This window comes from Rothia nasimurium, assembly GCF_928381415.1.
Taxonomy (GTDB): Bacteria; Actinomycetota; Actinomycetes; order Actinomycetales; family Micrococcaceae; genus Rothia; species Rothia nasimurium_H.
This window is the reverse complement of sequence record NZ_CAKMSF010000002.1, coordinates 235819-258779: the sequence shown is the minus strand read 5'-3', so window position 1 is coordinate 258779 and position 22961 is coordinate 235819. Positions and strand designations below refer to the sequence as shown.

Sequence of the window (22961 nt, the reverse complement as noted above, 5' to 3'; positions counted from 1 at the left end):
AGCCGTCCATGGCCTTTCGGCGACTTCCCACCGGCACCGCCCTGCTCGCAAGTAGCCTGGCTCTAGCCACCGCCCTGACGCTCGGTGCCCTCCCTGCCCGAGCCACCACGGCGAGCCCCTCGGCTAGCACCAGCGCCAGCCCCACAGCCAGCGCTTCAGCTACGGCGACGTCTAAGGCTAGCGCCAGCCCCAGTGCCCTGGCCTCGGTGCCCACCATCGCTGCACCAAAGGGCGACTCTATCCGTGCCCGCCAGTACTGGCTGACCCAGTACGGCTTTACCGACCTGTGGAAGCAGACCACGGGTAAGGGGGTGACGGTGGCTGTGATCGATACCGGTGTGGACGGCACCCACCAAGATCTCACCGGTAACGTGGTGAGCGGCTACGATGCCTCGACCGGAACCACCAAGAACAAGGGCTGGAAGGGCCTGGGCGTTGAACCCGAACACGGCACCCTGGTTGCCTCTGTGATTGCAGGCCACGGCCACGATGACGGCATCACTCCCGCTAATTCCGGCGAACCCGGCGAGTCAGCCGGCATGATCGGGGTAGCACCCGATGCCACCATTTTGCCTATTGCCCTAGAACTCGGTACCACCGGTGCCACTACCCGCTCGGTCGATGAGCAGATTCCCGATGCCGTGCGCTACGCCGTCGACCAGGGAGCAGATATCATCAATCTGTCTGTTGGATCCGATAAAACCAGCTGGCCCCAGTCCTGGGACTCAGCCTTTGCTTACGCCGAAGAAAAAGGCGTCATTATCATCGCTTCTGCCGGCAACCGCGGTGCCGGCCTCACCCAAGTGGGCGCCCCCGCTACCATGCCCGGGGTGCTGACCGTCGGCGGCGTCGATAAGAACAAGCAGGATTCCTGGTCCTCATCCTCCCAAGGCATCTCTATAGCGGTATCTGCTCCCAGTGAGTCCATGATCGGCGCTATCCCCAACAACAAGTACGCCACCTGGTCGGGCACCTCAGCGGCCGCTCCCATCGTCGCCGGTCTTGCTGCCCTCATCATGGAGGAATACCCCGACCTAACCGGCAACCAGGTGATCCAGCGCATCATAGCTTCCAGCGACGATGCAGGGGCGGACGGACGCGACGCCCTCTACGGCTACGGCATCATCAACCCCAAAGCCGCCCTGGCCAGCTCCACCCCGGACGACACCGACACCAACCCGCTCGGCTCCATGAGCGACTGGATCAACGTCCACCGCAAAAACACCGCCTCAGCTGCGCCCAGTGCCAGCGAAACCCCCGTGCACCAGGTCGGCGAAACCATCACAGAAGCAGCCGCCCCCACTCCCGTCCGCCCCGTTGAAGACTCCGGCATCCTACCCTTCATCGTGCTCGCCGCCTTCGCCCTCTGGGTCGGCATCATCACCTTCGGCTCCATCCACCAGCTCACCAACATCATCAAACGCAGCCGTCGCCGCTAGCCCGCGCCCACCTCATCTAGCCTTCATCAAATCTTCACCCTGCTCTGAAAGGCTAGACACCGGCAGGGCAAGAAACGCTCACAGCAAATACACCGCCCAAAACTATGCTTAAACCCCGCAAAAGTGGCAATATAAGCATGGAGACTTTTTGCCGGAACACCGGCACTACACCAACAGGAAGTTAACTCGCATGGCATTCAACAAGATTGCACAGGACCGCCCCCGCGTCCTCATCGTCGGCGGCGGCTACGTCGGCTTCACCGTCGCAAAGAAGATCCAGAAGGTCATCAAGGAGTCCGGCGGCGTCGTCACCGTTGTCGACCCCAACCCCTACATGACCTACCAGCCCTTCCTCCCCGAAGTAGCTGCAGGCTCCATGGAAGGCCGCAACGCCACCGTACCCCTGCGCCAGCACCTGCGCGACTCAGAAATCATCGGCGGCCGCGTCGTAGCAATCAACCACGCTACCAAGACCGCAACCATCGAACCCATCAACGCCGGTGAAACCTTCGAACTGACCTACGACGAAATCGTCCTGGGCGCAGGCGCCGTCACCCGTGCCTTCCCCATCCCCGGCCTAGCCGAGGTAGCCATCGGCATGAAGACCGTTGAAGAAGCAGTCTCCGTCCGCAACTGGGTACTCGAGCGCATCGAAATCGCCTCCCTCACCACCGACGAGGACGAGCGCCGCCGCGCCCTCACCTTCGTCATCGTCGGCGGCGGTTTCGCAGGCGTCGAAACCATCTCCGAACTTGAAGACATGGCCCGCAAAGCCGTCAACCGCAACGACCGCCTGCGCATCTCAGACCTGCGCTTCGTCATGGTCGAAGCAGCCCCCCGCATCATGCCCGAGGTCCCCGCAGACCGCGCCGAAAAGGTTGTCGCTGAACTGCGCGCCCGCGGCATCGAGGTCCTGCTCAACACCTCACTCTCCGACGCCACCGACGGCCACCTGCAGCTCATCAACATGGGCGACAAGTCACCCGCCGGTGAACTCGACACCGACACCCTGATCTGGACCGCCGGCGTCGCAGCGTCCCCCATGCTCAAGGACACCGACTTCCCCATCGACGAGCGCGGCCGCGTCCGCGTACAGGCCGACCTGCGCGTTGCAGGCGATGAGGGCATCATCGAGGACGCCTGGGCAGCAGGCGACAACGCAGCTGTACCCGACCTCTCCGGTGGCGGCGTCGGCGGCTTCTGCGTCCCCAACGCTCAGCACGCCTCCCGCCAGGCCCTCAAGCTGGCAGAAAACCTGCTGGCCAAGCGCCGCGGCGAAGCACTGACCGACTACTACCACGAGACCATCGGCGTCGTTGCCGGCCTGGGCCTGTGGAAGGGCGTAGCTAACTTTAAGGGCAAGACCATCGGCGGCCCCATCGCCTGGCTCATGCACCGCGGCTACCACGGCACCGCTATCCCCACCACCGAACGCACCGCACGCGTCATGGCCACCTGGGCACTCAACCAGATCTTCGGCCGCGACACCTCATCAATCCGTCACCAGCGTTCACCCCGCCGCGCCTTCCAGCAGGCTACCGGCACCGCACCCGAAAAGACCAAGGCAAAGCTCTAGGAACTTTTCTGGTATAAAGGTATAAGCGAAAGCGCTCGCCGGGTGAGGCCCGGCGGGTGCCCGCTCAAGGCCCTATAGCCCAATTGGCAGAGGCAGAAGACTTAAAATCTTTGTGTTCCGGGTTCGAGTCCCGGTGGGGCTACAAAAATGGAGAGTACGTCAAGCGCAAAGCGCAGGCGTACTCTCTTTTTTGTAGCCTGGCGTTCAAAATCGCCACCGATGTGGCGATTTTAGCCAGCTGAAACTGTGCTGACGCCATAATGCGCGTAGCGCAGACATGCCATTTATTTTTAGCCAGTTATACCACCCCATACTTTTTCTCTTGACCCCGAGATAATCTATAGGGTCAAGAGAGAATGAGTAGGGTGAACTTCTAGGTTCGGGAAAAGGACGCTGCGGCAGTAGTAGCTGCGGCTCCTAGGGTTTTCGATAGAGTAGAAGCTATGAAGACACCTCATCTCTACGCTGTTGATCTCGATGGAACCCTGCTCACCGATCACAAAACCTACAAGCACGAGCAGCTAGACCGCGTCCTGACCCTGCTAGCTGAACAGGGCTCCTACCTGGCGGTAGCAACCGGCAACCAGATGCCAAAAATCGAGGAATACCTGGCCGGGTATGAACACCACAAGAATCTGTACTACATCGCAGAGAACGGTGCCATTATTCATAACCAGGGCACCGACTTAGCCCTGTGGGGTTTTAGCCCTGACCTGGTAAACCAGGCACTGACGGCTCTCGAAAATTTCCCCGCCCTGGGCATTATTCTTTCCTGCCGTCACCACTCTTTTGTTCCCAGCGACCGACTAGCGACCATCGCCGGACGCGTGCACGAACAAGTCACCAAGGTCGGCATTGACCTGCCCGGCTGGGACCCTGAAAACCCCATCACCGCGATTCGTCCTTTCTACCCCAACGTAGAAGCCATCGACGACCCCACCACCATCACCGAAACTATCGTCAAGATCGCCCTGAACGCCGACCCGGATGAGGGAATCTACGAGACCATCGAAAAGCTGCACGATGCCCTACCTGAAGGAATCGCAGCGACCTCCAGTGGCTTCGGGGCTATCGACCTGATTCTGGACGGCAACCACAAGGGCCACGGCCTGGCCTGGCTAGCTGAGCACCTGGGGCTGAGCGCCGAACAGACCACGGCCTTTGGCGACTCTGGCAACGACCTTGAAATGTTCCGCTACGCCGGGCGCGCTATCGCCATGGAGCACTCCGACCCGGCCCTCGCCCCGGTCACAGACCTAACCATTGGCTCCAACAACGACGGAGCCGTCCTCGACTTCCTCGAAGCCGAACTCACCGCCTAACCTCAGCCGCTCACGCCCTGAGAAAAACGGGAAGAAAAGCCGACCAAGATTCGGTAGGGTAGAGTACAAGACTTTTACCACGACTACTTATTACCACTAGGAGACAACAGCCGTGGCAGGTAACCCCCTGATCAACAACATGACCAAGCCCGCTGGCGACCCCCGCTTCGGGCAGTTCGGTGCTGGCGGCACCACCACCGCCAACCCCTACGGCCAGCAGGCCCAGAACCCCTACGGGACCTACCAGCAGGGTAGCTACACCCAGCAGGCCCCCTACGGGTACGAGAACCAGCAGGTATCAGCTGGCCAGCTCAACGACATGTACAACGCTGGTACCGCCGGCCCCGTCGATACCAACCGCATCACCATCAACGACATCATCATGAAAACCGGCCTGAACCTGGGCCTGGTGGTAGTGGGCGCTGTACTCGCCTGGTACATGCCCATCCTCATGTTCGTTGGTTTCATCGGCGGCCTGGTACTGGGCTTCGTCAACGCCCTGAAGAAGAAGGTCTCACCTGCCCTGGTCATGACCTACTCGGTCATGGAAGGCCTGCTGGTTGGCGGTATCTCTCGCATGTTCGAGGCTTCCTACCCCGGTATCGTGCTTCAGGCAGTCATGGCAACCGTTATTGTCTTTGCTACTATTCTGGCGCTCTACAGCTCCGGAAAGGTGCGGGCAACCCCCAAGATGACCCGCTTCTTTATGATTGCGACGATTTCCTACGCTGTCTTCTGCCTTATCAACCTCGTAGCCTCACTCTTCTTCGGCTTCAACGCACGCGGCGTTGAGGTTATGGGCATCCCCCTGGGCCTAATTATCGGTCTCTTCGCCGTGCTGCTGGCCACCTACTCCCTGCTGCTCGACTTCACCCACGCCTCTGAAGCTATCAAGATGGGTGCTCCTGAGCGCGAATCATGGCGTATCGCTTTCGGTCTGATCGTGTCACTGGTCTGGCTCTACATCGAGATTCTGCGTATTCTCTACTACGTTCGAGCTATGGCAGACGACTAAAACCTAGACTCCTTCTAGAGCGCTAGAGATAAAATCCTCGCCCGGGGCAGAAGCAACTGTGCTTCTGCCCCGGGCGAGTTTCGTCACGCTTATGCCCGGGATACGAGCTAGCGCGGGGCAGATAGTAAGGAAACGTGGGAAGATAGAAAGTATGAGTGTCACTATTCCTGAACCCCCTGCCCGGCAGACCGCATCTGACCGTCAGGTGCCCTTTGCCCTGCAGATTGCAGCAGCCTGGTCTTGGCGTCTGATGATTGTGGGCATTGCAGCCGCAGCTCTCTACTGGATGCTGGCTAAGATCTCCCTCATCGTCATTTCGATTATGATTGCGGCCCTGCTGGCCGGTCTCATGTCGCCGGTTGTCTACTTCCTCCGTCGCAACCGAATCCACGCCGGTATCGCTACCGCAATTACTGAACTGGGTCTTATCGCCGGTGTCATTGGTCTACTAGCGCTGGTAGGCCAGCAGTTGACCGCTGGTTTCTCATCCCTGTCTGACCAGGTTGTCGAGGGCTGGAACCAGATTGTTGCCATGCTCAACAACCTGCCTATCGACCTGGGGGCAGACAAGATTGACCAGTACATCAGCCAGCTGGTCACCACCTTGCAGGACAACACCTCCAGCATCCTCAACGGGGTAGCCAGCGTCGGTTCTACCGCAGCCGATATCGGTACCGGCATGGTAATTGTTCTCTTCACTCTCATCTTCTTCCTCATGGAAGGTGAACGGATCTGGCTCTTCATCGTCAAGCTCTTCCCCCGCAACGCCCGCCGCGCTGTCAACGGTGCTGGCCGTCGTGGCTGGACCTCACTGGTTTCCTATGTGCGTGTGCAGGTCTTCGTGGCCGCCGTTGACGCCATCGGTATTGGCCTCTCAGCCTTCTTCCTGGGCGTACCCCTGGCGCTGCCCCTGGGCGTCCTGGTCTTCCTGGGCTCCTTCATTCCCGTCGTTGGTGCGCTGCTGACCGGTGTTATCGCCGTCCTGCTAGCCCTGGTCGCTAACGGCCTGGTCAACGCCCTTATCATGCTGGCCATGGTGCTGATTGTGCAGCAGATTGAATCCAACATCCTTCAGCCTCTGGTGATGGGCAAGGCAGTTGCCCTGCACCCCCTGGCCGTCGTCATCGTTGTGGTCGCAGGCTCCATGCTCTACGGCATCGTCGGCGCTCTCTTCGCCGTGCCCGTCCTGGCCGTGGTCAACACCGTGATCCGCTACCTGGCTGGCCGCGAATGGGAGCACGACCCCCATATTCGCGAGGAGGAGTTCCTCTACCCCCACGAGATTAAACGCCGCGAGAAAAAGGCCATCGCTGAGAAGGTCAAGGAACGCCTCAACCGCATTAAGGAAGCCGAAAAAGCCGATGAAGATGCTCTAGAGGCCACTAACAACGGCGCCCAGAAGTAAGAGACAAGACGAGGTAACGATGCAAGAAGCACCCGCCCCGGTTGAGCTCCCCGTGAGCCTAGGCCAGATTGAAGATGCCGCCCGCCTACTTGACGGCGTTATCGAACGCACCCCCGTTGCTCACTCGCGAGCCCTGAGCGAGCAGATTGGCTCGGAGGTCTTCCTTAAATGTGAGAACCTGCAGCGCTCTGGCTCCTTCAAGGTACGCGGTGCCTATGTGCGCATGGCTAAGCTCACCGAGGCTGAAAAGGCCGTGGGTGTGGTGGCAGCATCGGCAGGCAACCATGCCCAGGGCGTAGCCCTGGCCGCCTCTCGTCTTGGCATCGCCGCCCGTATCTACATGCCCCAGGGTGCGGCCCTGCCCAAGATTGCAGCGACCCGCAGCCACGGGGCCGAGGTCGTGCTACACGGCGTGAACGTGGACGAAGCCCTGGCAGAAGCCAAGCGCTACGCCGAAGAAACCGGTGCTGTCTTTGTGCACCCCTTCGACAACGAAGACATCATCGCAGGCCAGGGCACCCTGGGCCTAGAAATCCTGGAACAGGTTCCGGACGTTGACACCATCTTGGTGGGTGTCGGCGGCGGCGGCCTGCTGGCTGGGCTCTCCATCGCGGTGCGCTCGCTGGAAGAAAAGCTGGGTAAGAAAATCCGCATCATCGGCCTCCAGGCTGAGCACGCGGCAGCCTACCCGCCCTCTCTCGCGGCAGACGCACTGGTACCCCTGAAAAAGGTCTCTACCATTGCGGATGGCATCGCGGTGGGCCGCCCCGGCCAGCTCCCCTTCACCATCATCAAGAACCTGGTGGACGACGTGCACACCGTCTCTGAAGACGAAATTGCCCGCGCCCTCATCTTCCTGATGGAACGCAACAAGCTGGTCGTTGAACCGGCAGGCTCGGTCTCTGTAGCGGCACTGATGAGCGGCTCTCTCAAAGAAAAGTACGGCGACCTAGGCACCACGGTCTGCCTGCTCTCGGGAGGCAACATCGACCCCATGCTCATGCTCAAGGTGATTCAGCGAGGCCTGTCGGCTGCGGGTCGCTACATGACCATCAAGCTCATGCTCAACGACCGCCCCGGCGAGCTCACCACCATCTCCCGCATCATCTCGGAGCACGACGCCAACGTCACCGGTGTGGACCACACCCGACTGGGTGGCGCCCTCTCCATGGGCGATGTCTCCATCACCATCGACATGGAAACCAAGGGCGTAGAGCACTGCCAGGAAGTCATCGCGGCCCTAGAAGCTGAGGGCTACAAGCCGATTGTGGTTTACTAAAAGATTTCTGAGACGCAGAATATTTGCCTTTGCCTGCGACCCTCTCACCGGTTCGCTGCGCTCACAAGTGATTCACGCCAGCCCCGAAAGCCAGCAGGCTGCCGGCAAATATCCTGCGTCTAAATCTTGCCCCTCAACGCAAACTGAAGCCCGGGCGTCCTTTCCCTCCTTCGAGGGGCGGACGCCCGGGCTTCGGTTTATCTACCGGCGGGCAGGTTTAGCCCTGGAAGGGCTTAGCAGAGACAATCTTGACAGGGATCTGCTTGCCGTTGGGGGCCTCGTAAGAAAGCTCGTCACCCACCTTGTGGCCGTTAATGGCGGCACCCATGGGGGACTTCTCCGAGAAGACCTGTAGGTCGGAGCCACCGACCAGGGTGTCGGCTACTTCGCGGGAACCGAGCAGGAAGGTCATGGTCTTGCCGGCGATATCGGCTTCAACGACCATGCCGGGCTCAACTACGCCGTCATCGGCTGCGGGCTTGTCTGATACCTGGGCGGTTTCGAGCAGGTGCTGCAGCTGCTTGATGCGGCCCTCGTTCTTGCCCTGCTCTTCGCGGGCTGCGTGGTAGCCGCCGTTTTCCTTGAGGTCTCCCTCGTCGCGGGCCGCTGAGATACGGTCGATGATTTCCTGGCGGTAGGGGCCGGAGAGGTGCTCAAGCTCAGCCTTGAGCTTGTCGTAGGCTTCCTGAGTGAGCCAAGCGCCTTCGTTTTCTGCCATGTGTTTACTCCTTGTTAGCAAGGCCCCGAAACCGTTGTGGCTGGGGACCCTGTATGCGGACGGGGCTAGAGAGGGCCCCGTGTAAAAGGTCAGTCGTGAGCCTAGTCTACCCATAGGCGGGGTAAGCTCCCTAACTTTACCCCTAGAGAGAAAGGGCTTTAATCAACCTTCCAGCAGCTATCGACGGTGGCTGTGGTTGCTTCGCCCAGTACCCTGAACTGCACGGTCTGCACTGAAATGCCGTTGCCGTTTTCATCGGCGTAGGGGCCAATCGCGACTTCTTTCCAGCCGACGGGGGCACCCGAGGTGTTAAGGGCCTTGACTGCGCAGACCGCGGTATCCTCGGCCCGTTTGCTGACCTCAAAGGTAACTGAGACTTCATCAGCGCTGGTGAGGGTAAAACCAACATCACGGCCGGTGGGATCATCGCTGGAGTCCGACTGTACCCAGACCACAAAGGCGATGCCCACCAGTACAGCTACCAGGGTCAACCCGTACCAGAACCACTGGGGTAGGGCAGCACGCTGGCGGGTCGTGCCATAACGGGCAGATAGGTCAGGGGCGGTCATCAAGCCCACACCTTTCATACGGGGTAATAGAGAAAATGAGGAGCCCCACCACGCCAGGTAGAATTGACCAGTGTCTTTGAATGCGGGTTCCTTCCTCATTTACGATACCCCAAACATTACTCGAGCCACCTTCGCACTAATGGAGTTTTGCATGAGCAACACTGAATCACCCGCACCCGGCTTTGACCCCTCCCTGCTAGCGCCGCTCAAGGACGACTACACCGGCCTGCGTATTCTGGCAGTCCACGCCCACCCCGATGATGAGTCCTCAAAGGGGGCCTCAACCATGGCAGCCTACGTGGCCCGCGGGGCCCGCGTGATGGTGGCGTCCATGACCGGTGGCGAACGGGGAGACATCCTCAACGAAGCGGTCAAGAGCAACCCGGCTGCCCACCGCGATTTGGCGGGCGTCCGCCGTCTTGAGATGAAGCGAGCCGCAGCCGTGCTGGGTATTGAGCACCGCTGGATCGGTTTCGTCGATTCGGGCCTACCCGAGGGTGACCCCCTGCCCCCGCTGCCCTACGGTTCCTTTGCCAGCCTGCCGCTTGAGCAGGCGTCCGCCCCGCTCGTGCGCCTGGTGCGTGACTTCAAGCCCCACGTCATCCTCACCTACGACGAAATCGGCGGCTACCCCCACCCCGACCACATCATGACCCACCGGGTCTCCATGGAAGCCTTCGAGAAGGCGGGGGACGCGGACGCCTACCCCGGCACCGGTGAGCCCTGGCAGGTGTCCAAAATCTACTACGACCGGGCCTTCAACTACGACCGCATGCTGGCCTTCCACCACTATCTCGAAGAAGCAGGCCTGGAGTCACCCTTCGCGCAGTGGATTGCTATGTCAATGGAAGAAGACATTGAGGGGCACCGCCCGCCGGTCTCCCGCCACCAGACCACCACCCGGATCTCATCGGCAGACTTCTTTGAGAAACGAGATGAGGCCCTGCACGCCCATCAGTCCCAGGTCGCCCCGGACTCAGCCTTCTTTGCCGTCTCTCCCGAGATGCAGCGTAAAATCTGGCCTTTCGAAGACTACGTGCTGGCCCACAGCCGGGTGAAGAGCGAGGTGCCGGAAACCTGCTTCTCAACCGGTATCGACTACCGCTCCTAAAGAGCAGGAAAGGCCCAGCCCCACCGCGTAGAATAGGGGTGACCGCCTAAAGGCGGCCCCTGCGCCCCAGACCCAGACCAGAGGAAACCTTGACAGTGTCAGCCCTGATTCCTGTATCTCTTACGATTCTTGCAGCCGAAGCGACCCCCACCGTCATTACCACGGTCAACCCCGACGGGTCCTTCCGCGGCTCACCCGGTATCGTGGGCTTCATCGTCACTTTCTGCCTGGCAATCGCCATCGTGCTGCTGGGGCTAGATTTGACCCGCCGCGCTCGCCGTCTGCGCTACCGCAGTGAATACGCCATTGCCCGTGAGGCTGAGGAACGGGCAGCCGCTGAGGCTGCGGCTCAGGGGAAAACCGAGGAGCCCGTTCACGCCACCGTGCGCGATGAGGCAGTGGTGGCTCAGGATCATCTGCGCCGCCCCCACTAGTTTCTTCGAGAAGATAAACTCAAGGACGCCCTACCCTACCCGGGTGGGGCGTCCTTTAGTTTGAAGGTCACGGGGTGCGTCTATACAAAGATGCAGAACATGACGGCAATGTAGTGCTGGATGAAGCCGAGCACGGTAAAGACATGGAAGAGCTCGTGGAACCCGAAAATATGCGGGGCCATAGCGGGTCGCTTGGTGCCGTAGAAGATAGCGCCGATGATGTAGCTGGCCCCGCCGGTGGCGATGAGAATAGTGGCGACGGGTGAGACCTGCCAGAAATCCCCCAGGTAGAAGACCGCCATGAGCCCCATGACAACGTAGATGGGGGTGTAGAGCCAGCGGGGAGCCCCGGTCCAAAAGACTCTGAAGAGGGTGACCGACAGGGCGCAGCCCCAGATACTCCAGAGCAGCACTGCCTGCTGAGTGCCTTCTAGGAGGGTAAGGGCCACCGGGGTGTAAGTACCCGCAATGAGCAGGGTGATGTTGGCGTGGTCCAGACGTTTGAGCAGCATGCGGGTCTTAGCTGACCAGAAGCCCCGGTGGTAGATGCCGGAGATGCCGAAGAGTAGGACGCCGGTGAGGGCAAAAATGGCGCAGCCAATCCCCACCAGGCCACCGCCGGAGAGGGCAATCAGCACGATGCCGGCGATAAAGGCCACGGGCGCGAAACCCGCATGAATCCAGCCCCGCAGCAGGGGCTTACCGTTCTCGCGGTAGAAGTCGATGACTTCACGCTGAACATCGGTGAGCCGGTCAAGGACGCTCGGGTGGGGTGTAGTTGAGGAGCCGGTGGTCTGGGAGCGGTGAACACGTGAAGCCATATATTTAGTATGGCAGTTCAAAATAAGTGCGGTCTAGGGGGTAGCTAGAAGCTGAACCTGAGGGCAGCAGCCCAGGGCAGCGTCCGCCTAACCACCGCAGACGAGGCTAAGGAGCCTACCCGCCCCGGTCTTACAGGTAGAATGAGCAGGTAAGAACCCCGGCCACCTTCAGACCAGGAGCAGCACATGAAGCTACCGCAGCCACTGTACACGGTGTATGAGCGGTCCCTGATTTCTGGGATTCCAGCGGAGAAACTGCCCCAGCATATCGGTGTGCTGGTTGATGGTAACCGCCGCTGGGCTGCTCTGCTGGGGGAGAGCACTAAGCACGGCCACGAGGCCGGTGCTGCCCGTATTATCGAATTTCTGGGCTGGTGTACGGAGCTCAAGATTCCGATGGTCACCCTCTATATGCTCTCGACCGAGAACCTCAAGCGTAGCAGTGATGAGCTCAATGATCTGGTTGAGGTTATTGAGGGGTTCGTGGGAAAGCTAGCTGCCAGCGGTCTAGCCCGCATTCGCCCGGTGGGTCAGCTCGAATCTCTACCTACCAGCCTGCGCTCTGCTTTCGAGGTGGCCGTTGAGCAAACAGCGGCTGTGAGCGGCTTACAGGTCAATATCGCTGTTGGCTACGGTGGGCGCCAAGAGATTACGGACGCCGTGCGCGGCCTACTGCGAGAAGCAGCAGCTTCGGGGGATAGCCTGGAAGAACTTGCAAAGAGCCTGACCAGTGACGATATTTCCCGCCACCTCTACACCAGTGGCATGCCCGACCCCGATCTCTTAATCCGCACTTCTGGTGAGCAGCGTCTCTCTGGCTTTATGACCTGGCAGTCGGCCTACTCCGAGTTCTATTTCTGCGAGGCCCTGTGGCCGGACTTCCGCCGGGTTGATTTTCTGCGGGCCCTGCGCGACTATGCTCAGCGTCAGCGTAGGTTCGGCTCTTAATAGTGGCCGGGAGCAAATGTGCTCGAACAGATATATAACCTAGCAGTAGAGGGTCTGGGCGGACGCTGGCAGTCGGCTCTTGCCTGTGTGCTCCTGGTCTGGGTGGTGGCGTGCTACCTGGTAGCAGCTACCCGTCTGTGGGTGATTGATGTGCGTGAGCATCGTCTTCCTGACCGTATTGTCCTTCCCCTCTACGCCCTGCTGGGCCTACCCCTCTTTGGGGTGATCCTACTAGCTTCCCCCGACTCCTTTGCCCAGGCTAGGCAGACAGCCTACGGGTCAGCGGTGATGTTTGGTTTTTACGCGCTCATGCGCCTAGCATCTCGCGGGGCACTTGGACTAGGCGATGTAAAACTGGCCGGGGTACTGGGCCTGCTCTTGGCCTATTTCTCGCCCCTGAACCTGCTCTGGGGCAACCTGCTTATTTTCCTCACCGGCGGGCTATATTCTCTAGCGCTCATAGTGACTCGTCGCGCTACCGGCCGTACCCACATAGCCTTCGGTCCCTTCATGCTGTTAGGCACCACCATCGCTCTTTTCTTCCCCGCCACTTAACTAGCCAAGCGCGGTCTGCTGCCACGGGCGTCCGCGCCGGCCCCCATTACACGAAAGGACACTATGCCTACCCCACCATTCATTACCGACCTGCGGGCTAAAATCGGCTCCGACATGCTCTGGCTCTCTGGTGCTACAGCTGTAATTCAGAGGGACAACGGCGATATTCTGCTGGTCCGTCGCAGCGACACCGGGGCCTGGACGCCGGTCACCGGCATCGTCGACCCCGGCGAGAACCCCGCCCTGACCTGCCTGCGCGAAGCTGAAGAAGAAGCGGGCGTCATCATCGAGGTGGTGGGCTTTGCCCAGCTGAAAGCCGACCCGCCCATGACCTTCGGCAACGGGGACCGCTGCCAGTTTCTGGATCACACCTTCTACTGCCGCTATGTATCGGGGCAGGCCCGGGTGAATGATGAAGAGTCGAGCCAGGTGCAGTGGGTGCCGGTGGAGAAACTCGCCGACTACTGTAGCGAACGCATGCTCGATAGAATCGACGCCGCCCTGCACTGGCAGAACGGCGCCCGATTCGATTTAGAAGCGCGGTAGCTAGGCTTCGGCTGAGAGCTTCCGCAGCAGCTCAACCAGCATGGTGCGCTCAACGGGGGTCAGTTTCTCGGCCCACACGGTTTCAAGCTGGTTCTGCTGGGCAAAGATAGAGCTGACGAAGTCGGTACCGGCGGGGGTGAGCTCAACAAGGGTGCCACGCCCGTCCTCGGGGTCCTTAGCCTTGGTAATCAACCCCTTGGTCTCTAGGGGCTTGCTGATGTTTGAGACAGCAGCCCTGGTCATGCCGGTGATATTAGCCAGGGAACTAGCGGACGTCGCCCCCGAGTTCCAGAGGGCAAAAAGCACCCGGTAGGCAGCCCAGGAGCTACCGGCAGGGCGGTGCACTTTCGACTCAAAATCGTGGGTGATGGCCACAGATGCGCGGTTTAGCGACATGGCAAGCAGGGTAGCGTCAACATTGACGGGTTCCTCTAAACCACCGAGGTTCTCGGTGACCTGGTCGATGAAAGACCAGTAAGTGTGGTTACGGGATGATGGTTCCATTCCTTAAGCCTACTCACTGGGCGGCTGTGAGGGAAAAATAAGCCGCCTATTACAGGTATAAACCGTGGCGGTCACGCTATCCATTGGTCTACTCTTGACCGACATGGCGCCGGGGGCTAGTCTCTAAGAAAATCATGAGATAGCCGGTGCAGCGACGCTGCTGCAGAAGGAAGAAACATGCAGACCCACAACAAGGACGTTGTCATTATCGGTGCTGCCCGCACCCCCCAGGGCAAGATTATGGGGGCCCTTTCATCGTTGAGCGCCGTTGAACTGGGCACCCGGGCTCTGGCTCAGGCGCTCAAGGCCAGCACTCTAGCCCCTGAACAGGTTGAAGCTGTGATTTTTGGCCAGGTGGTTCAGGCCGGTGCGGGGCAGAACCCCGCCAAACAGACCGCAAGTGCTGCCGGTATCCCCGTGGCTACCCCTGCGGTGACGGTCAATAGCGTTTGCCTCTCGGGTCTACGCGCGGTGATAGATGCCGCCCGGCTGATTCGCTCGGGCGAGGTTCAGGTCGCTGTGGCGGGCGGCCAGGAGTCCATGTCTCGTGCCCCGTTCTTACTGCCGGATTTCCGTGCGGGCAGGGTCTTCGGTGCTACCAGCGTGCTCGATGCCGTTGAGCGTGATGCCCTCACCGATGCCCAGAGCGGGGAGTCGATGGGCGTGCTGACCGAGGGGTCTAACGCCCGTTTTGAGGTGACCCGCCAGGAGCAGGACGCCATCGCGGCCGCTTCCCACCAGCGGGCCCACGCCGCGGCGTCCGCCGGGCTTTTTGAGGCCGAAATTGCCCCGGTGCAGGTGAAAGGACGCAAGGGGCAAGTCACCGAGGTCAGGGCGGATGAAGGAGTGCGCGAGGGAACCACGGTCGAGGTACTCGCTCAACTGCCGCCTGCTTTTGAGCAGGGCGGCACGATTACCGCGGGGAATGCCTCCCCGCTCTCTGACGGGGCAGCGGCCCTGGTGCTCTCAAGCCGCGAATTTGCTGAAGCAAACGGAATCAAGCCGCTGGCCACCGTCCTCGCCTGGGCTAATACCGCTGGCCCCGAGAACGTGCTGCACTATCAGCCCTCCCGCGCTATCGCCGCTGCCCTTGACAGAGCCGGGCTAACCGCGGCCGACCTAGACCACGTGGAAATCAACGAGGCCTTTGCAGCGGTCTCTGCGGTCTCTGCCCGTGAACTCGGTCTTGACCTGCAGAAGGTCAACCCCCACGGTGGTGCTATTGCTCTGGGACATCCGGTGGGAGCGTCCGGCGCCCGCCTGGTGGTTCATGCCGCTCACGCCCTCAACCAGAAGCCCGATGCTACCTACGCGGCTGTGGCCCTGTGTGGTGGCGGTGGCCAGGGTGATGCCCTGATTCTTCGCGCAGACTAATCTCTTGTACTACGAGGTTAAAACAGGTGGGACCCGCAGAACGGGCCCCACCTCTAGTTGTATGAAAACTGGTTTAGGTGAGCTGACGCCAGGCGCTAGCGTTGCGCAGATTAGAACGAGCCATTGCTACAGCTTCACCGGCCCCGCGATTGAGGGCAATTTTGGAGAGCGAAGTCGCAAACCCAACAATCTGTGAGGCTTCCACCTCGGGCGGCATAGAGAGCGCGTTGGGGTCGGTAATAACCTCAACGAGGGACGGGCCTCGGTGGGCTAGGGCATGAGAGAGCGCCTTTTCCAGTTTCTGGGGGTCGGTAACGCGCTCTGCCTCAAAGCCCATGGCGGTGGCGATGGCAGCGTAGTTGGTATCGGGCACATCAACTCCGTAGTCCTCGAAGCCCTGAACTAGCTGCTCGAGCTTGACCATGCCGAGGGTGGAGTTGTTGTAGACCACCACGGTGAGGGGCAGGCTATACATGCGGGCGGTGAGCAGGTCGCCAAGAAGCATGGAGAGACCCCCGTCGCCCGACACCGAGATAACCTGACGATCCGGGGCAGCAACCTGAGCGCCAATGGCGTGAGGGAGGGCATTAGCCATGGAACCGTGCAGGAATGAACCGAGTAGCTCACGCTTGCCGTTGGGCGTGATATAGCGGGCCGTCCACACGTTGCACATGCCGGTATCTGCTGTGAAGATAGCATCGTCGGCGGCGAGCTCATCCAGGATCGCCGTAGCGTATTCGGGGTGGATAGGGCCCTTCTTCGAGGGCTTCTTGGTATAGGCACCCACGACCTTGGTCATGATTTTTTCGTTCTTCTTGAGCAGGCGCTCAAGGAAGGAGCGATTCTTCTTGCGCTTGATAAGAGGCAGGACGGCCCGCAGGGTCGCTGCAACATCAGCCTCAACCAGCAAGCTCACGTTGGTGCGGCGACCCAGTACCTGGGCGGAGCGGTCAATCTGGATAGTGTCGGTATCGGGTAGGAACTGATCGTAGGGGAAATCGGTGCCGAGCAGGAGCATCAGGTCTGCTTCTTTAAGGCCCTCAGCAGCCTCACCGTAGCCCAGAAGCCCGGTCATGCCCACATCGAAGGGGTTGTCGTACTGGACGTACATTTTGCCCCGCATGGAGTGACCCACCGGCGCGGCGGCGGCATCGGCCAGGGCAACCAGCTCATCGTGGGCTCCCTTAGCCCCGATACCTGCAAAGATAGCGACTTTGTCTGCGGCATTGATACGGTTGGCGATGTCGTGGACGGTTGCCTGGTCGGGGGTCATGGTGCCGCGGCGCATGTCGCCCCAAGCGGGTACGTAGTCTACGGCGTCCTCGGCAGCAATGTCGCCAGGGATTGAGACAACAGCAACGCCGCGGTTGGCAACCGCGTGACGCATGGCAGAGTTCATGATGCGCAGAGTCTGAGCGGGGTTAATGGCCATCTCTGAGTAGCTGGAGCACTCGGCAAAGAGGCGGTCAGGGTGGGTTTCTTGGAAGTAGCTGGTGCCGATTTGTGCTGAGGGGATGTGGGAGGCGATAGCGAGGACGGGCGCGCCAGAGCGGTGCGCGTCGTAGAGACCGTTAATGAGATGGGTGTTGCCGGGGCCGCAGGACCCTGCACAGACGGCGAGTTTACCGGTAACCTGTGCTTCTGCGGCTGCGGCAAAAGCCGCGACCTCTTCGTGGCGTACATGAATCCAGTCGATGCCGCCCTTAGCAGAGCCGCCGCTGGCACGGACTGCATCAACGATGGGGTTGAGGGAGTCTCCCACCACGCCGTAGATGCGCTCTACGCCGGCGTCTATGAGTTGCTGGATGAGTTGATCAGCGAGTTTCACGGGGCAACCTTTCAATAATCTGTACCCTTACTTTTCTACAGTCTACTCCTATCGATCTTGCTTTTGTTTATTCTTGAACTATCTATGTGGTCACGCGCCCCTGAGTGCTAGTTCACAAGAGAGGCGCACAAAGGGCGGGCTTCCCGTAGAGGGAAACCCGCCCTTTGCGTGCTCGGATGCTGGGAGCGTCCTTTGCTTGGTAGCTTTAGAAGTTACCCAGCATCTTGGTGACGTCCAGGGCCTCATCTAGCTGGGCCTCGGTGACTTCACCGCGCTCAACATAACCCAGGGCGATGACGGCCTCGCGCACGGTGGTCTTGTTGGCCACCGAGTACTTGGCGATCTTGGCTGCCGCCTCGTAGCCGATCAGCTTGTTCATGGGGGTGACGGTTGAGGGGGAGGCCTCAGCCAGGAAGCGGGCCCGCTCCACGTTGGCTTCCAGGCCGTCAATCATCTTGTCTGCCATGACGCGGGAGGTGTTGGCCAGCAGGCGGATGGACTGGAGCAGGTTGGCAGCCATGACGGGGATACCCACGTTTAGCTCAAAGGCACCGTTGGTGGAAGACAGGGCGATGGTGGTGTCGTTACCGATCACCTGGGCACAGACCATAATGGCTGCCTCACAAATCACGGGGTTGACCTTGCCGGGCATGATGGAGGAACCGGGCTGCAGGTCGGGGATATGTAGCTCGCCCAGGCCGGTGTTGGGCCCTGATCCCATCCAGCGAATATCGTTGTTGATCTTCATGAAGGAGTAGGCGATATTGCGCAGCTGCCCTGATGCCTCAATCAGGCCATCGCGGTTGGCCTGGGCCTCAAAGTGGTTGCGGGCCTCGGTCAGGGGCAGGCCGGTTTCTTCAGCCAGCAGTTCAATGACGCGGGCGGAGAAGCCGTCGGGGGTGTTAATGCCGGTGCCCACGGCGGTGCCGCCCAGGGGGACCTCGGCGACGCGGGGCAGGGAAGCGTGGATACGCTCAACACCGTAGCGCACCTGGGCTGCGTAGCCGGAGAACTCCTGACCCAGGGTGACGGGGGTGGCGTCCATCAGGTGGGTGCGGCCGGACTTGACGACGTCCTTGAACTCCACAGCCTTGCGCTCCAGGGACTCGGCCAGGTATTCCAGGGCCGGGACCAGGTCCTTGAGCAGGGCCTCGGTGGCAGCCACATGCACAGAGGTGGGGAAGACGTCGTTAGAGGACTGGGAGGCATTCACATGGTCGTTGGGGTGGACCTCGACGTCCTGGCCCTCCAGGGCCTGGTTAGCCAGGGTCGCCAGCACCTCGTTGGTGTTCATGTTGGAGGAGGTGCCGGAGCCGGTCTGGAAGACGTCGATGGGGAAGTGCTCATCGTAGTCACCAGCAGCTACCTTATCTGCAGCATCGCGGATAGCGGCGGCGCGGGTAGCATCAAGAACACCCAGCTCCTCATTGGCGCTCGCTGCTGCCTTCTTGATGAGGGCGAGGGCGCGAATGTGGGCAGACTCCAGTGTCTGGCCTGAGATGGGGAAGTTTTCGACGGCACGCTGGGTCTGGGCGCGGTAGAGGGCATCTACGGGTACGCGGACCTCACCCATGGTGTCGTGTTCAATGCGGTATTCAGTGTTTTCTGCCATACCGACTAGTCTAATACGCCGCCGTGACGGCTGTCGCATTGGGTGCTAAAAATGACGCGCCAGCAGGCTGCCTGCCCGAGGACCGTACCACCAGGGCAGATAGCGGTTTTAGACGGTAATGAGCGGTGAGGAGGAGTAGACCAGGTCGGCCTTGCCGTCGGCCAGGTGGTAGAAGACGCCGATGACGGCCAGGGAGCCGTCCTCGATACCTTCACGGATAATCCCGGACTGCTCAGCAATACGGGCCGCTGTCTGGCGGGTATGTTCAATGACCATGTCGTTGATAGAGGCACCTTCGGGCAACTCCGGTGAAATAACTGACGGCAAGATACCCTCCACCAGGTTGCGGATAAACCCGCCGGGCATTTCACCCTCGACCAGGGCCTTATGGGTTGCGGTAATAGCGCCACAGGAGTCGTGGCCCAGCACCATAATCAGCGGGGTCTTGAGCTCACCGCTGGCGTATTCCAGGGAGCCGAGGACGGCGTCGTCCAGCACCTGCCCCGCCGTACGTACCACAAAGGCATCGCCCAGACCGAGGTCGAAAATGATTTCTGCTGCCAGGCGGGAGTCGCCACAACCGAAAATGGCGGCGAAGGGGTGCTGGCCAGCTACGAGTTCAGCACGACGGGCGGCGTCCTGATGGGGGTGGGAGCGGTTGCCCTCCACAAAGCGAGCATTGCCTTCAACAAGGCGTTCCCATGCCTGGACAGGGGTTTCGATAGCGGTCATAGCTGACGTCCTTTCGCAGTGGCTTAGGTCTAACCTAGCAACCTGCCAGCCCCAAGACCTGTGTAAGGTGAATTACATTTTTGTAAGGACGCCGGTGGGCGGCTTACTGAATTCCGCTTGAGGGAGTAGGAGAAGCCGTGGAAGTAGGAGCCTTCATGTAGGCAACAGTAGCCTCAGCCAGAGCCTGGAACTCGGCTGCCTCAGCTTCGCCCTTGAGAATGACGGTGGTGCCGTCCACCTCACCGATGTAGAAAGTGGTGATCTTGTCTTTATCGTCAGCATCGACGAGGGAGCGCACGTCCCAGTCCACGCCACCAGCTTGCACCGTAGCCTCGGGTACCGCCTGCCCCACTGTTTGCGCAATCCAGGTTGGGTTGGTGTCCTGCGCCTGAATCAGCTCAATAAAGTCACTGGTAGGGGTCACCTGGCCGGTGGACCAGTAGTTGATGCCGTCTGCCTGGCCGGTGTTCCAGCGGGCGTAGTTGTAGTGCCAGCCTTCCTGCTCGGCGGCTGCAACCGGGTAGCCTGCCTGGGCGCTGGCCTCGTAGGCAATCACGGGGAGGTCAACGGTGGGCCGGTAGGGGTTCTTGTTGGGCTGGGGCATCAGCCAGATCACCGGTAGTAGCAGCAGCACCATGACGATCATCGAAATCACCATATTGCGGGCGGGCGCATTGATACGGGCAGCCTGTTTTTCGGTAATCTGCGGGACGACCTGCTCTGGGGTGTCCGGGGCCTGGGTTTCAGGGGCGGACGCCTGTGGCAGGGGCTGGTTGCTGGGGTTAGTCGATGAAGTCACGCCTTCTATTCTGGTCTAAAGGGGGCGCCCTGTGCCACTTGCGAGCGAGAATTGCCGGCATCATCTGTGTCAAGTAGGGGCGCACCGGCCCGTAACACGGCGGGGAAGCGAGTAGTCTAGAGGGTGGAGGCTGAGCGCCCTGCGCAGGGAGCCAGCTGGCACTGTTGGAAGCTACTCGAAGGTGAGTCATGTCAAACGTAAGCAACGAAGATCGTAACCTGGCGCTGGAACTGGTGCGCGCAACCGAGGCTGCCGCTATTGCCTCGGGCCCGCTGGTGGGCGCAGGCGACAAGAACATGGCGGACGGTGCTGCTGTTGATGCCATGCGCGCTCGCCTTAAGACCGTGCACTTCAACGGCACCGTGGTGATTGGCGAGGGTGAGAAGGACGAGGCCCCCATGCTCTTCAATGGTGAGCAGGTGGGTGACGGGTCGGGTGCTAAGTTCGATGTGGCCGTTGACCCGATTGACGGTACCCGTCTGACTGCCCTGGGTATGGATAACGCTCTCTCTGTTATCGCGGTAGCTGAAGGTGGCACCATGTTTGACCCCTCGGCTGTTTTTTACATGGAGAAGCTGGTCACCGGCCCCGAAGCCGCCGACATGGTAGACCTGCGCCTGCCGGTTAAGCAGAACCTGCACCTGGTTGCTAAGGCCAAGGGCACCAGCATCAGCCAGCTCACCGTTTGCGTGCTGGACCGCCCCCGTCACGCCAAGCTGGTTGAAGAAATCCGTGCCACCGGTGCTCGTACCCGCATGATTCTTGACGGCGACGTTGCGGGCGCTATCGCTGCTTGCCGTGAGGGCACCGGTGTGGACCTGATGATGGGAACTGGTGGTACTCCCGAGGGTATTGTGGCTGCCTGCGCTATCAAGGCCACCGGCGGTATTATTCAGGGGCGCCTGGCCCCTATTGATGACGCCGAACGCCAGAAGGCCCTGGACGCTGGCCACGACCTGGATGCGGTACTTACCACCGATGAGCTGGTCACCACCGATAACTGCTTCTTCGCCGCAACCGGCATCACCGACGGCAAGCTCTTGCGCGGTGTACGCTACGGCCGTGACACCGTCACCACCCAGTCCCTGGTCATGCGTTCCAAGTCAGGCACCGTGCGCCTGATTGAGGCCGAGCATAAGCTCTCCCGCTACTCAGCTATGATTGCCGGAACCATGAACAAGTAGGGTCCTGGAGTAGATTTAGAGTCGAATACCAGAAGATTGAGCAGGTGTTCCCGAAAGCCGACTGGCTGGGGCTGGCATGAATTGGGCGAGCGCCCAGCGCGAGCCCAAGAAGGTTAGTCGGCGAAGGGAACACCTGCTCAATCTTTTACTTACCGATACGCGCGCGAACCTGCCCGACAGCGTCCTTGGCCTTGGGGAGCAGGGTGCCGGTGGCGAACTTCTTGCCCTGAGCTAGGGCTTCGCGGCCTGCGCGGATGCCCTGGTAGGCCTTGTAACCAGCGGTTGAGACGGGCAGGTCCCAGGTGCCGGGGTAGGCTACTGAGGTGCCGCCGAAGGACTTCTTGAACTTGGTGAAGCCTGCCCACTCGTGGTTGGGGTCGTCGTTGGGGGCGATTCCGAAGAGGTCCATGTAGCTCAGGCCCTTTTCTTTGGCATCGAGAATAATGGTGGAGAGCAGCGGGTTTCCCACCTGTAGTTTTCGGTGTTCGAATGAGGTTGCCGCATGGGCGTAGACGCGGGTGTCGTCTGAATCGTAGGTGAGGGAGGCACCGATAGGTTGGCCATCTACCTTAGCGATGAACAGGGTAGCGGCGTCCGCGGGCATAAGCACCTGAGCAACTCTGGTGAGGTAGTCGTCCTGCTGACGGTTGAAGCCAGCACGACCGGCGGTTTCGTCGAGATACTTGAGCAGAATCTTTATATCTGCGGGGTTCTGGGACTTTTCGAAGGTTACACCCTTCTTGTGGATATTGCGGTGCAGGTTGCGGTTGGTCGATTTCATGTCTTTCAGAATCTGATCTTCAGATTGGGTGAGATCAATAATCTGAGTGTGTGAGGGCTGCACCTGGCGGGGTGAGAGGGTGAATCCGCGGGCGGCGAGGAAGGCTTCGCCGCTCTGGGAACCCCAGATTGCGTCATTGATGGGCTCAATGCGGATGAACCAGCATTTGTTGTCGGTTGCTACGCGTTTCATATCTGCGATGGCTGCGTCGAAGGCGGCAGCGCTGTCGGCTTCGGGCCCGTAGGGGGCGTAGAGGTAGCGGCCGGTGGAGCCGCCTTCAAGAGTGGCCATGTAACGCCAGCCTTTACCTTCGCCACGGAAGACCTGATGGCCGTTGGCTTCTTGAAGCTGGGCCCAAATATCTGACTGCAGAATTGTACTCATGGGCACCAGCTTACCGTTTTGCTGT

22 protein-coding genes and 1 tRNA gene are annotated in these 22961 nt (G+C 60.4%); 14 read left to right on the top strand and 9 right to left on the bottom strand.

Features of this window, described 5'->3' with window-relative positions; translation table 11 throughout:
* Positions 1–8: 8 nt before the first annotated feature.
* The 7 genes from L7A20_RS03055 (at position 9) to ilvA (ending at position 8036) form a co-directional block, all read left to right on the top strand.
* Positions 9–1439, top strand: coding sequence for a S8 family peptidase (locus L7A20_RS03055; RefSeq protein WP_237222367.1), 1431 nt, complete (start codon positions 9–11; stop codon positions 1437–1439).
* A 190-nt stretch (positions 1440–1629) separates the two neighbouring features.
* On the top strand, positions 1630–3015 hold the full coding sequence (locus tag L7A20_RS03050; RefSeq protein ID WP_237222366.1) for an NAD(P)/FAD-dependent oxidoreductase: 1386 nt from the start codon (positions 1630–1632) through the stop codon (positions 3013–3015).
* A gap of 68 nt (positions 3016–3083) precedes the next feature.
* Positions 3084–3157: transfer RNA gene (locus L7A20_RS03045), tRNA-Leu, on the top strand.
* A gap of 301 nt (positions 3158–3458) precedes the next feature.
* Positions 3459–4337 (top strand): HAD hydrolase family protein, encoded by an 879-nt coding sequence (locus L7A20_RS03040; protein WP_237222365.1) that lies wholly within the window; start codon positions 3459–3461, stop codon positions 4335–4337.
* Between the two features lie 112 nt (positions 4338–4449).
* Positions 4450–5352 (top strand): Bax inhibitor-1/YccA family protein, encoded by a 903-nt coding sequence (locus tag L7A20_RS03035; protein WP_237222364.1) that lies wholly within the window; start codon positions 4450–4452, stop codon positions 5350–5352.
* Positions 5353–5503: 151 nt separating this feature from the next.
* Entirely contained in the window at positions 5504–6757 is a 1254-nt protein-coding gene (locus L7A20_RS03030; RefSeq protein WP_237222363.1) for an AI-2E family transporter, read from the top strand.
* Between the two features lie 19 nt (positions 6758–6776).
* Positions 6777–8036: a threonine ammonia-lyase gene (ilvA, locus tag L7A20_RS03025; RefSeq protein ID WP_237222362.1), complete on the top strand. Its 1260-nt coding sequence runs from the start codon at positions 6777–6779 to the stop codon at positions 8034–8036.
* 217 nt (positions 8037–8253) lie between these two features.
* On the opposite strand, the gene greA is transcribed toward ilvA, so the two are convergent.
* Positions 8254–8754 (bottom strand): transcription elongation factor GreA, encoded by a 501-nt coding sequence (gene greA, locus L7A20_RS03020; protein ID WP_237187219.1) that lies wholly within the window; start codon positions 8752–8754, stop codon positions 8254–8256.
* A 158-nt stretch (positions 8755–8912) separates the two neighbouring features.
* The gene (locus L7A20_RS03015; RefSeq protein ID WP_237222361.1) at positions 8913–9323 is read right to left on the bottom strand and encodes a DUF4307 domain-containing protein; all 411 of its coding nucleotides are present in this window, start codon (positions 9321–9323) and stop codon (positions 8913–8915) included.
* 151 nt (positions 9324–9474) lie between these two features.
* Here L7A20_RS03015 and mca point away from each other — a divergent pair, with 151 nt between their 5' ends.
* Both mca and L7A20_RS03005 read left to right on the top strand, forming a co-directional pair.
* The gene (mca, locus tag L7A20_RS03010; RefSeq protein ID WP_237222360.1) at positions 9475–10434 is read left to right on the top strand and encodes a mycothiol conjugate amidase Mca; all 960 of its coding nucleotides are present in this window, start codon (positions 9475–9477) and stop codon (positions 10432–10434) included.
* Between the two features lie 89 nt (positions 10435–10523).
* The gene (locus L7A20_RS03005) at positions 10524–10868 is read left to right on the top strand and encodes a hypothetical protein (RefSeq protein WP_237196812.1); all 345 of its coding nucleotides are present in this window, start codon (positions 10524–10526) and stop codon (positions 10866–10868) included.
* A gap of 80 nt (positions 10869–10948) precedes the next feature.
* On the opposite strand, the gene trhA is transcribed toward L7A20_RS03005, so the two are convergent.
* Positions 10949–11689, bottom strand: coding sequence for a PAQR family membrane homeostasis protein TrhA (gene trhA, locus L7A20_RS03000; RefSeq protein ID WP_237196808.1), 741 nt, complete (start codon positions 11687–11689; stop codon positions 10949–10951).
* 186 nt (positions 11690–11875) lie between these two features.
* Here trhA and L7A20_RS02995 point away from each other — a divergent pair, with 186 nt between their 5' ends.
* From L7A20_RS02995 to L7A20_RS02985, 3 genes are all read left to right on the top strand, one after another.
* Entirely contained in the window at positions 11876–12637 is a 762-nt protein-coding gene (locus L7A20_RS02995) for an isoprenyl transferase (protein WP_237196807.1), read from the top strand.
* An 18-nt stretch (positions 12638–12655) separates the two neighbouring features.
* The gene (locus L7A20_RS02990; RefSeq protein ID WP_237196805.1) at positions 12656–13192 is read left to right on the top strand and encodes a prepilin peptidase; all 537 of its coding nucleotides are present in this window, start codon (positions 12656–12658) and stop codon (positions 13190–13192) included.
* Between the two features lie 63 nt (positions 13193–13255).
* Entirely contained in the window at positions 13256–13738 is a 483-nt protein-coding gene (locus L7A20_RS02985) for an NUDIX hydrolase (RefSeq protein WP_237196803.1), read from the top strand.
* On the opposite strand, the gene L7A20_RS02980 is transcribed toward L7A20_RS02985, so the two are convergent.
* On the bottom strand, positions 13739–14242 hold the full coding sequence (locus L7A20_RS02980) for a MarR family winged helix-turn-helix transcriptional regulator (protein ID WP_237196801.1): 504 nt from the start codon (positions 14240–14242) through the stop codon (positions 13739–13741).
* A 177-nt stretch (positions 14243–14419) separates the two neighbouring features.
* On the opposite strand from L7A20_RS02980, the gene L7A20_RS02975 reads away from it, so the two are divergent.
* Positions 14420–15616 carry an acetyl-CoA C-acyltransferase gene (locus tag L7A20_RS02975; protein ID WP_237196799.1) on the top strand — a complete coding sequence of 399 codons (1197 nt, stop codon included), beginning with the start codon at positions 14420–14422 and terminating at the stop codon, positions 15614–15616.
* Between the two features lie 73 nt (positions 15617–15689).
* On the opposite strand, the gene L7A20_RS02970 is transcribed toward L7A20_RS02975, so the two are convergent.
* The 4 genes from L7A20_RS02970 to L7A20_RS02955 form a co-directional block, all read right to left on the bottom strand.
* Positions 15690–17444, bottom strand: coding sequence for a pyruvate dehydrogenase (locus tag L7A20_RS02970; RefSeq protein WP_237222359.1), 1755 nt, complete (start codon positions 17442–17444; stop codon positions 15690–15692).
* Positions 17445–17649: 205 nt separating this feature from the next.
* Complete coding sequence (locus L7A20_RS02965; RefSeq protein WP_237187209.1) at positions 17650–19056, bottom strand: class II fumarate hydratase; 1407 nt, start codon at positions 19054–19056, stop codon at positions 17650–17652.
* A 108-nt stretch (positions 19057–19164) separates the two neighbouring features.
* The gene (locus L7A20_RS02960) at positions 19165–19788 is read right to left on the bottom strand and encodes a carbonic anhydrase (RefSeq protein WP_237222358.1); all 624 of its coding nucleotides are present in this window, start codon (positions 19786–19788) and stop codon (positions 19165–19167) included.
* 103 nt (positions 19789–19891) lie between these two features.
* The gene (locus L7A20_RS02955; RefSeq protein WP_237222357.1) at positions 19892–20587 is read right to left on the bottom strand and encodes a DUF4245 domain-containing protein; all 696 of its coding nucleotides are present in this window, start codon (positions 20585–20587) and stop codon (positions 19892–19894) included.
* 188 nt (positions 20588–20775) lie between these two features.
* Here L7A20_RS02955 and glpX point away from each other — a divergent pair, with 188 nt between their 5' ends.
* On the top strand, positions 20776–21771 hold the full coding sequence (gene glpX / locus L7A20_RS02950) for a class II fructose-bisphosphatase (protein WP_237222356.1): 996 nt from the start codon (positions 20776–20778) through the stop codon (positions 21769–21771).
* 145 nt (positions 21772–21916) lie between these two features.
* On the opposite strand, the gene L7A20_RS02945 is transcribed toward glpX, so the two are convergent.
* Complete coding sequence (locus tag L7A20_RS02945) at positions 21917–22936, bottom strand: lipid II:glycine glycyltransferase FemX (protein ID WP_237222355.1); 1020 nt, start codon at positions 22934–22936, stop codon at positions 21917–21919.
* Between the last annotated feature and the right edge of the window lie 25 nt (positions 22937–22961).

What these genes read in the sequence shown, in the direction of transcription:
- L7A20_RS03055 (WP_237222367.1), top strand. Translation starts at nt 9, where the DNA reads ATGGCCTTTCGGCGACTTCCCACCGGCACCGCCCTGCTCGCAAGTAGC.
- L7A20_RS03050 (WP_237222366.1), top strand. Translation starts at nt 1,630, where the DNA reads ATGGCATTCAACAAGATTGCACAGGACCGCCCCCGCGTCCTCATCGTC.
- L7A20_RS03040 (WP_237222365.1), top strand. Translation starts at nt 3,459, where the DNA reads ATGAAGACACCTCATCTCTACGCTGTTGATCTCGATGGAACCCTGCTC.
- L7A20_RS03030 (WP_237222363.1), top strand. Translation starts at nt 5,504, where the DNA reads ATGAGTGTCACTATTCCTGAACCCCCTGCCCGGCAGACCGCATCTGAC.
- ilvA (WP_237222362.1), top strand. Translation starts at nt 6,777, where the DNA reads ATGCAAGAAGCACCCGCCCCGGTTGAGCTCCCCGTGAGCCTAGGCCAG.
- greA (WP_237187219.1), bottom strand. Translation starts at nt 8,754, where the DNA reads ATGGCAGAAAACGAAGGCGCTTGGCTCACTCAGGAAGCCTACGACAAG.
- L7A20_RS03015 (WP_237222361.1), bottom strand. Translation starts at nt 9,323, where the DNA reads ATGACCGCCCCTGACCTATCTGCCCGTTATGGCACGACCCGCCAGCGT.
- mca (WP_237222360.1), top strand. Translation starts at nt 9,475, where the DNA reads ATGAGCAACACTGAATCACCCGCACCCGGCTTTGACCCCTCCCTGCTA.
- trhA (WP_237196808.1), bottom strand. Translation starts at nt 11,689, where the DNA reads ATGGCTTCACGTGTTCACCGCTCCCAGACCACCGGCTCCTCAACTACA.
- L7A20_RS02995 (WP_237196807.1), top strand. Translation starts at nt 11,876, where the DNA reads ATGAAGCTACCGCAGCCACTGTACACGGTGTATGAGCGGTCCCTGATT.
- L7A20_RS02985 (WP_237196803.1), top strand. Translation starts at nt 13,256, where the DNA reads ATGCCTACCCCACCATTCATTACCGACCTGCGGGCTAAAATCGGCTCC.
- L7A20_RS02980 (WP_237196801.1), bottom strand. Translation starts at nt 14,242, where the DNA reads ATGGAACCATCATCCCGTAACCACACTTACTGGTCTTTCATCGACCAG.
- L7A20_RS02975 (WP_237196799.1), top strand. Translation starts at nt 14,420, where the DNA reads ATGCAGACCCACAACAAGGACGTTGTCATTATCGGTGCTGCCCGCACC.
- L7A20_RS02965 (WP_237187209.1), bottom strand. Translation starts at nt 19,056, where the DNA reads ATGGCAGAAAACACTGAATACCGCATTGAACACGACACCATGGGTGAG.
- L7A20_RS02960 (WP_237222358.1), bottom strand. Translation starts at nt 19,788, where the DNA reads ATGACCGCTATCGAAACCCCTGTCCAGGCATGGGAACGCCTTGTTGAA.
- glpX (WP_237222356.1), top strand. Translation starts at nt 20,776, where the DNA reads ATGTCAAACGTAAGCAACGAAGATCGTAACCTGGCGCTGGAACTGGTG.
- L7A20_RS02945 (WP_237222355.1), bottom strand. Translation starts at nt 22,936, where the DNA reads ATGAGTACAATTCTGCAGTCAGATATTTGGGCCCAGCTTCAAGAAGCC.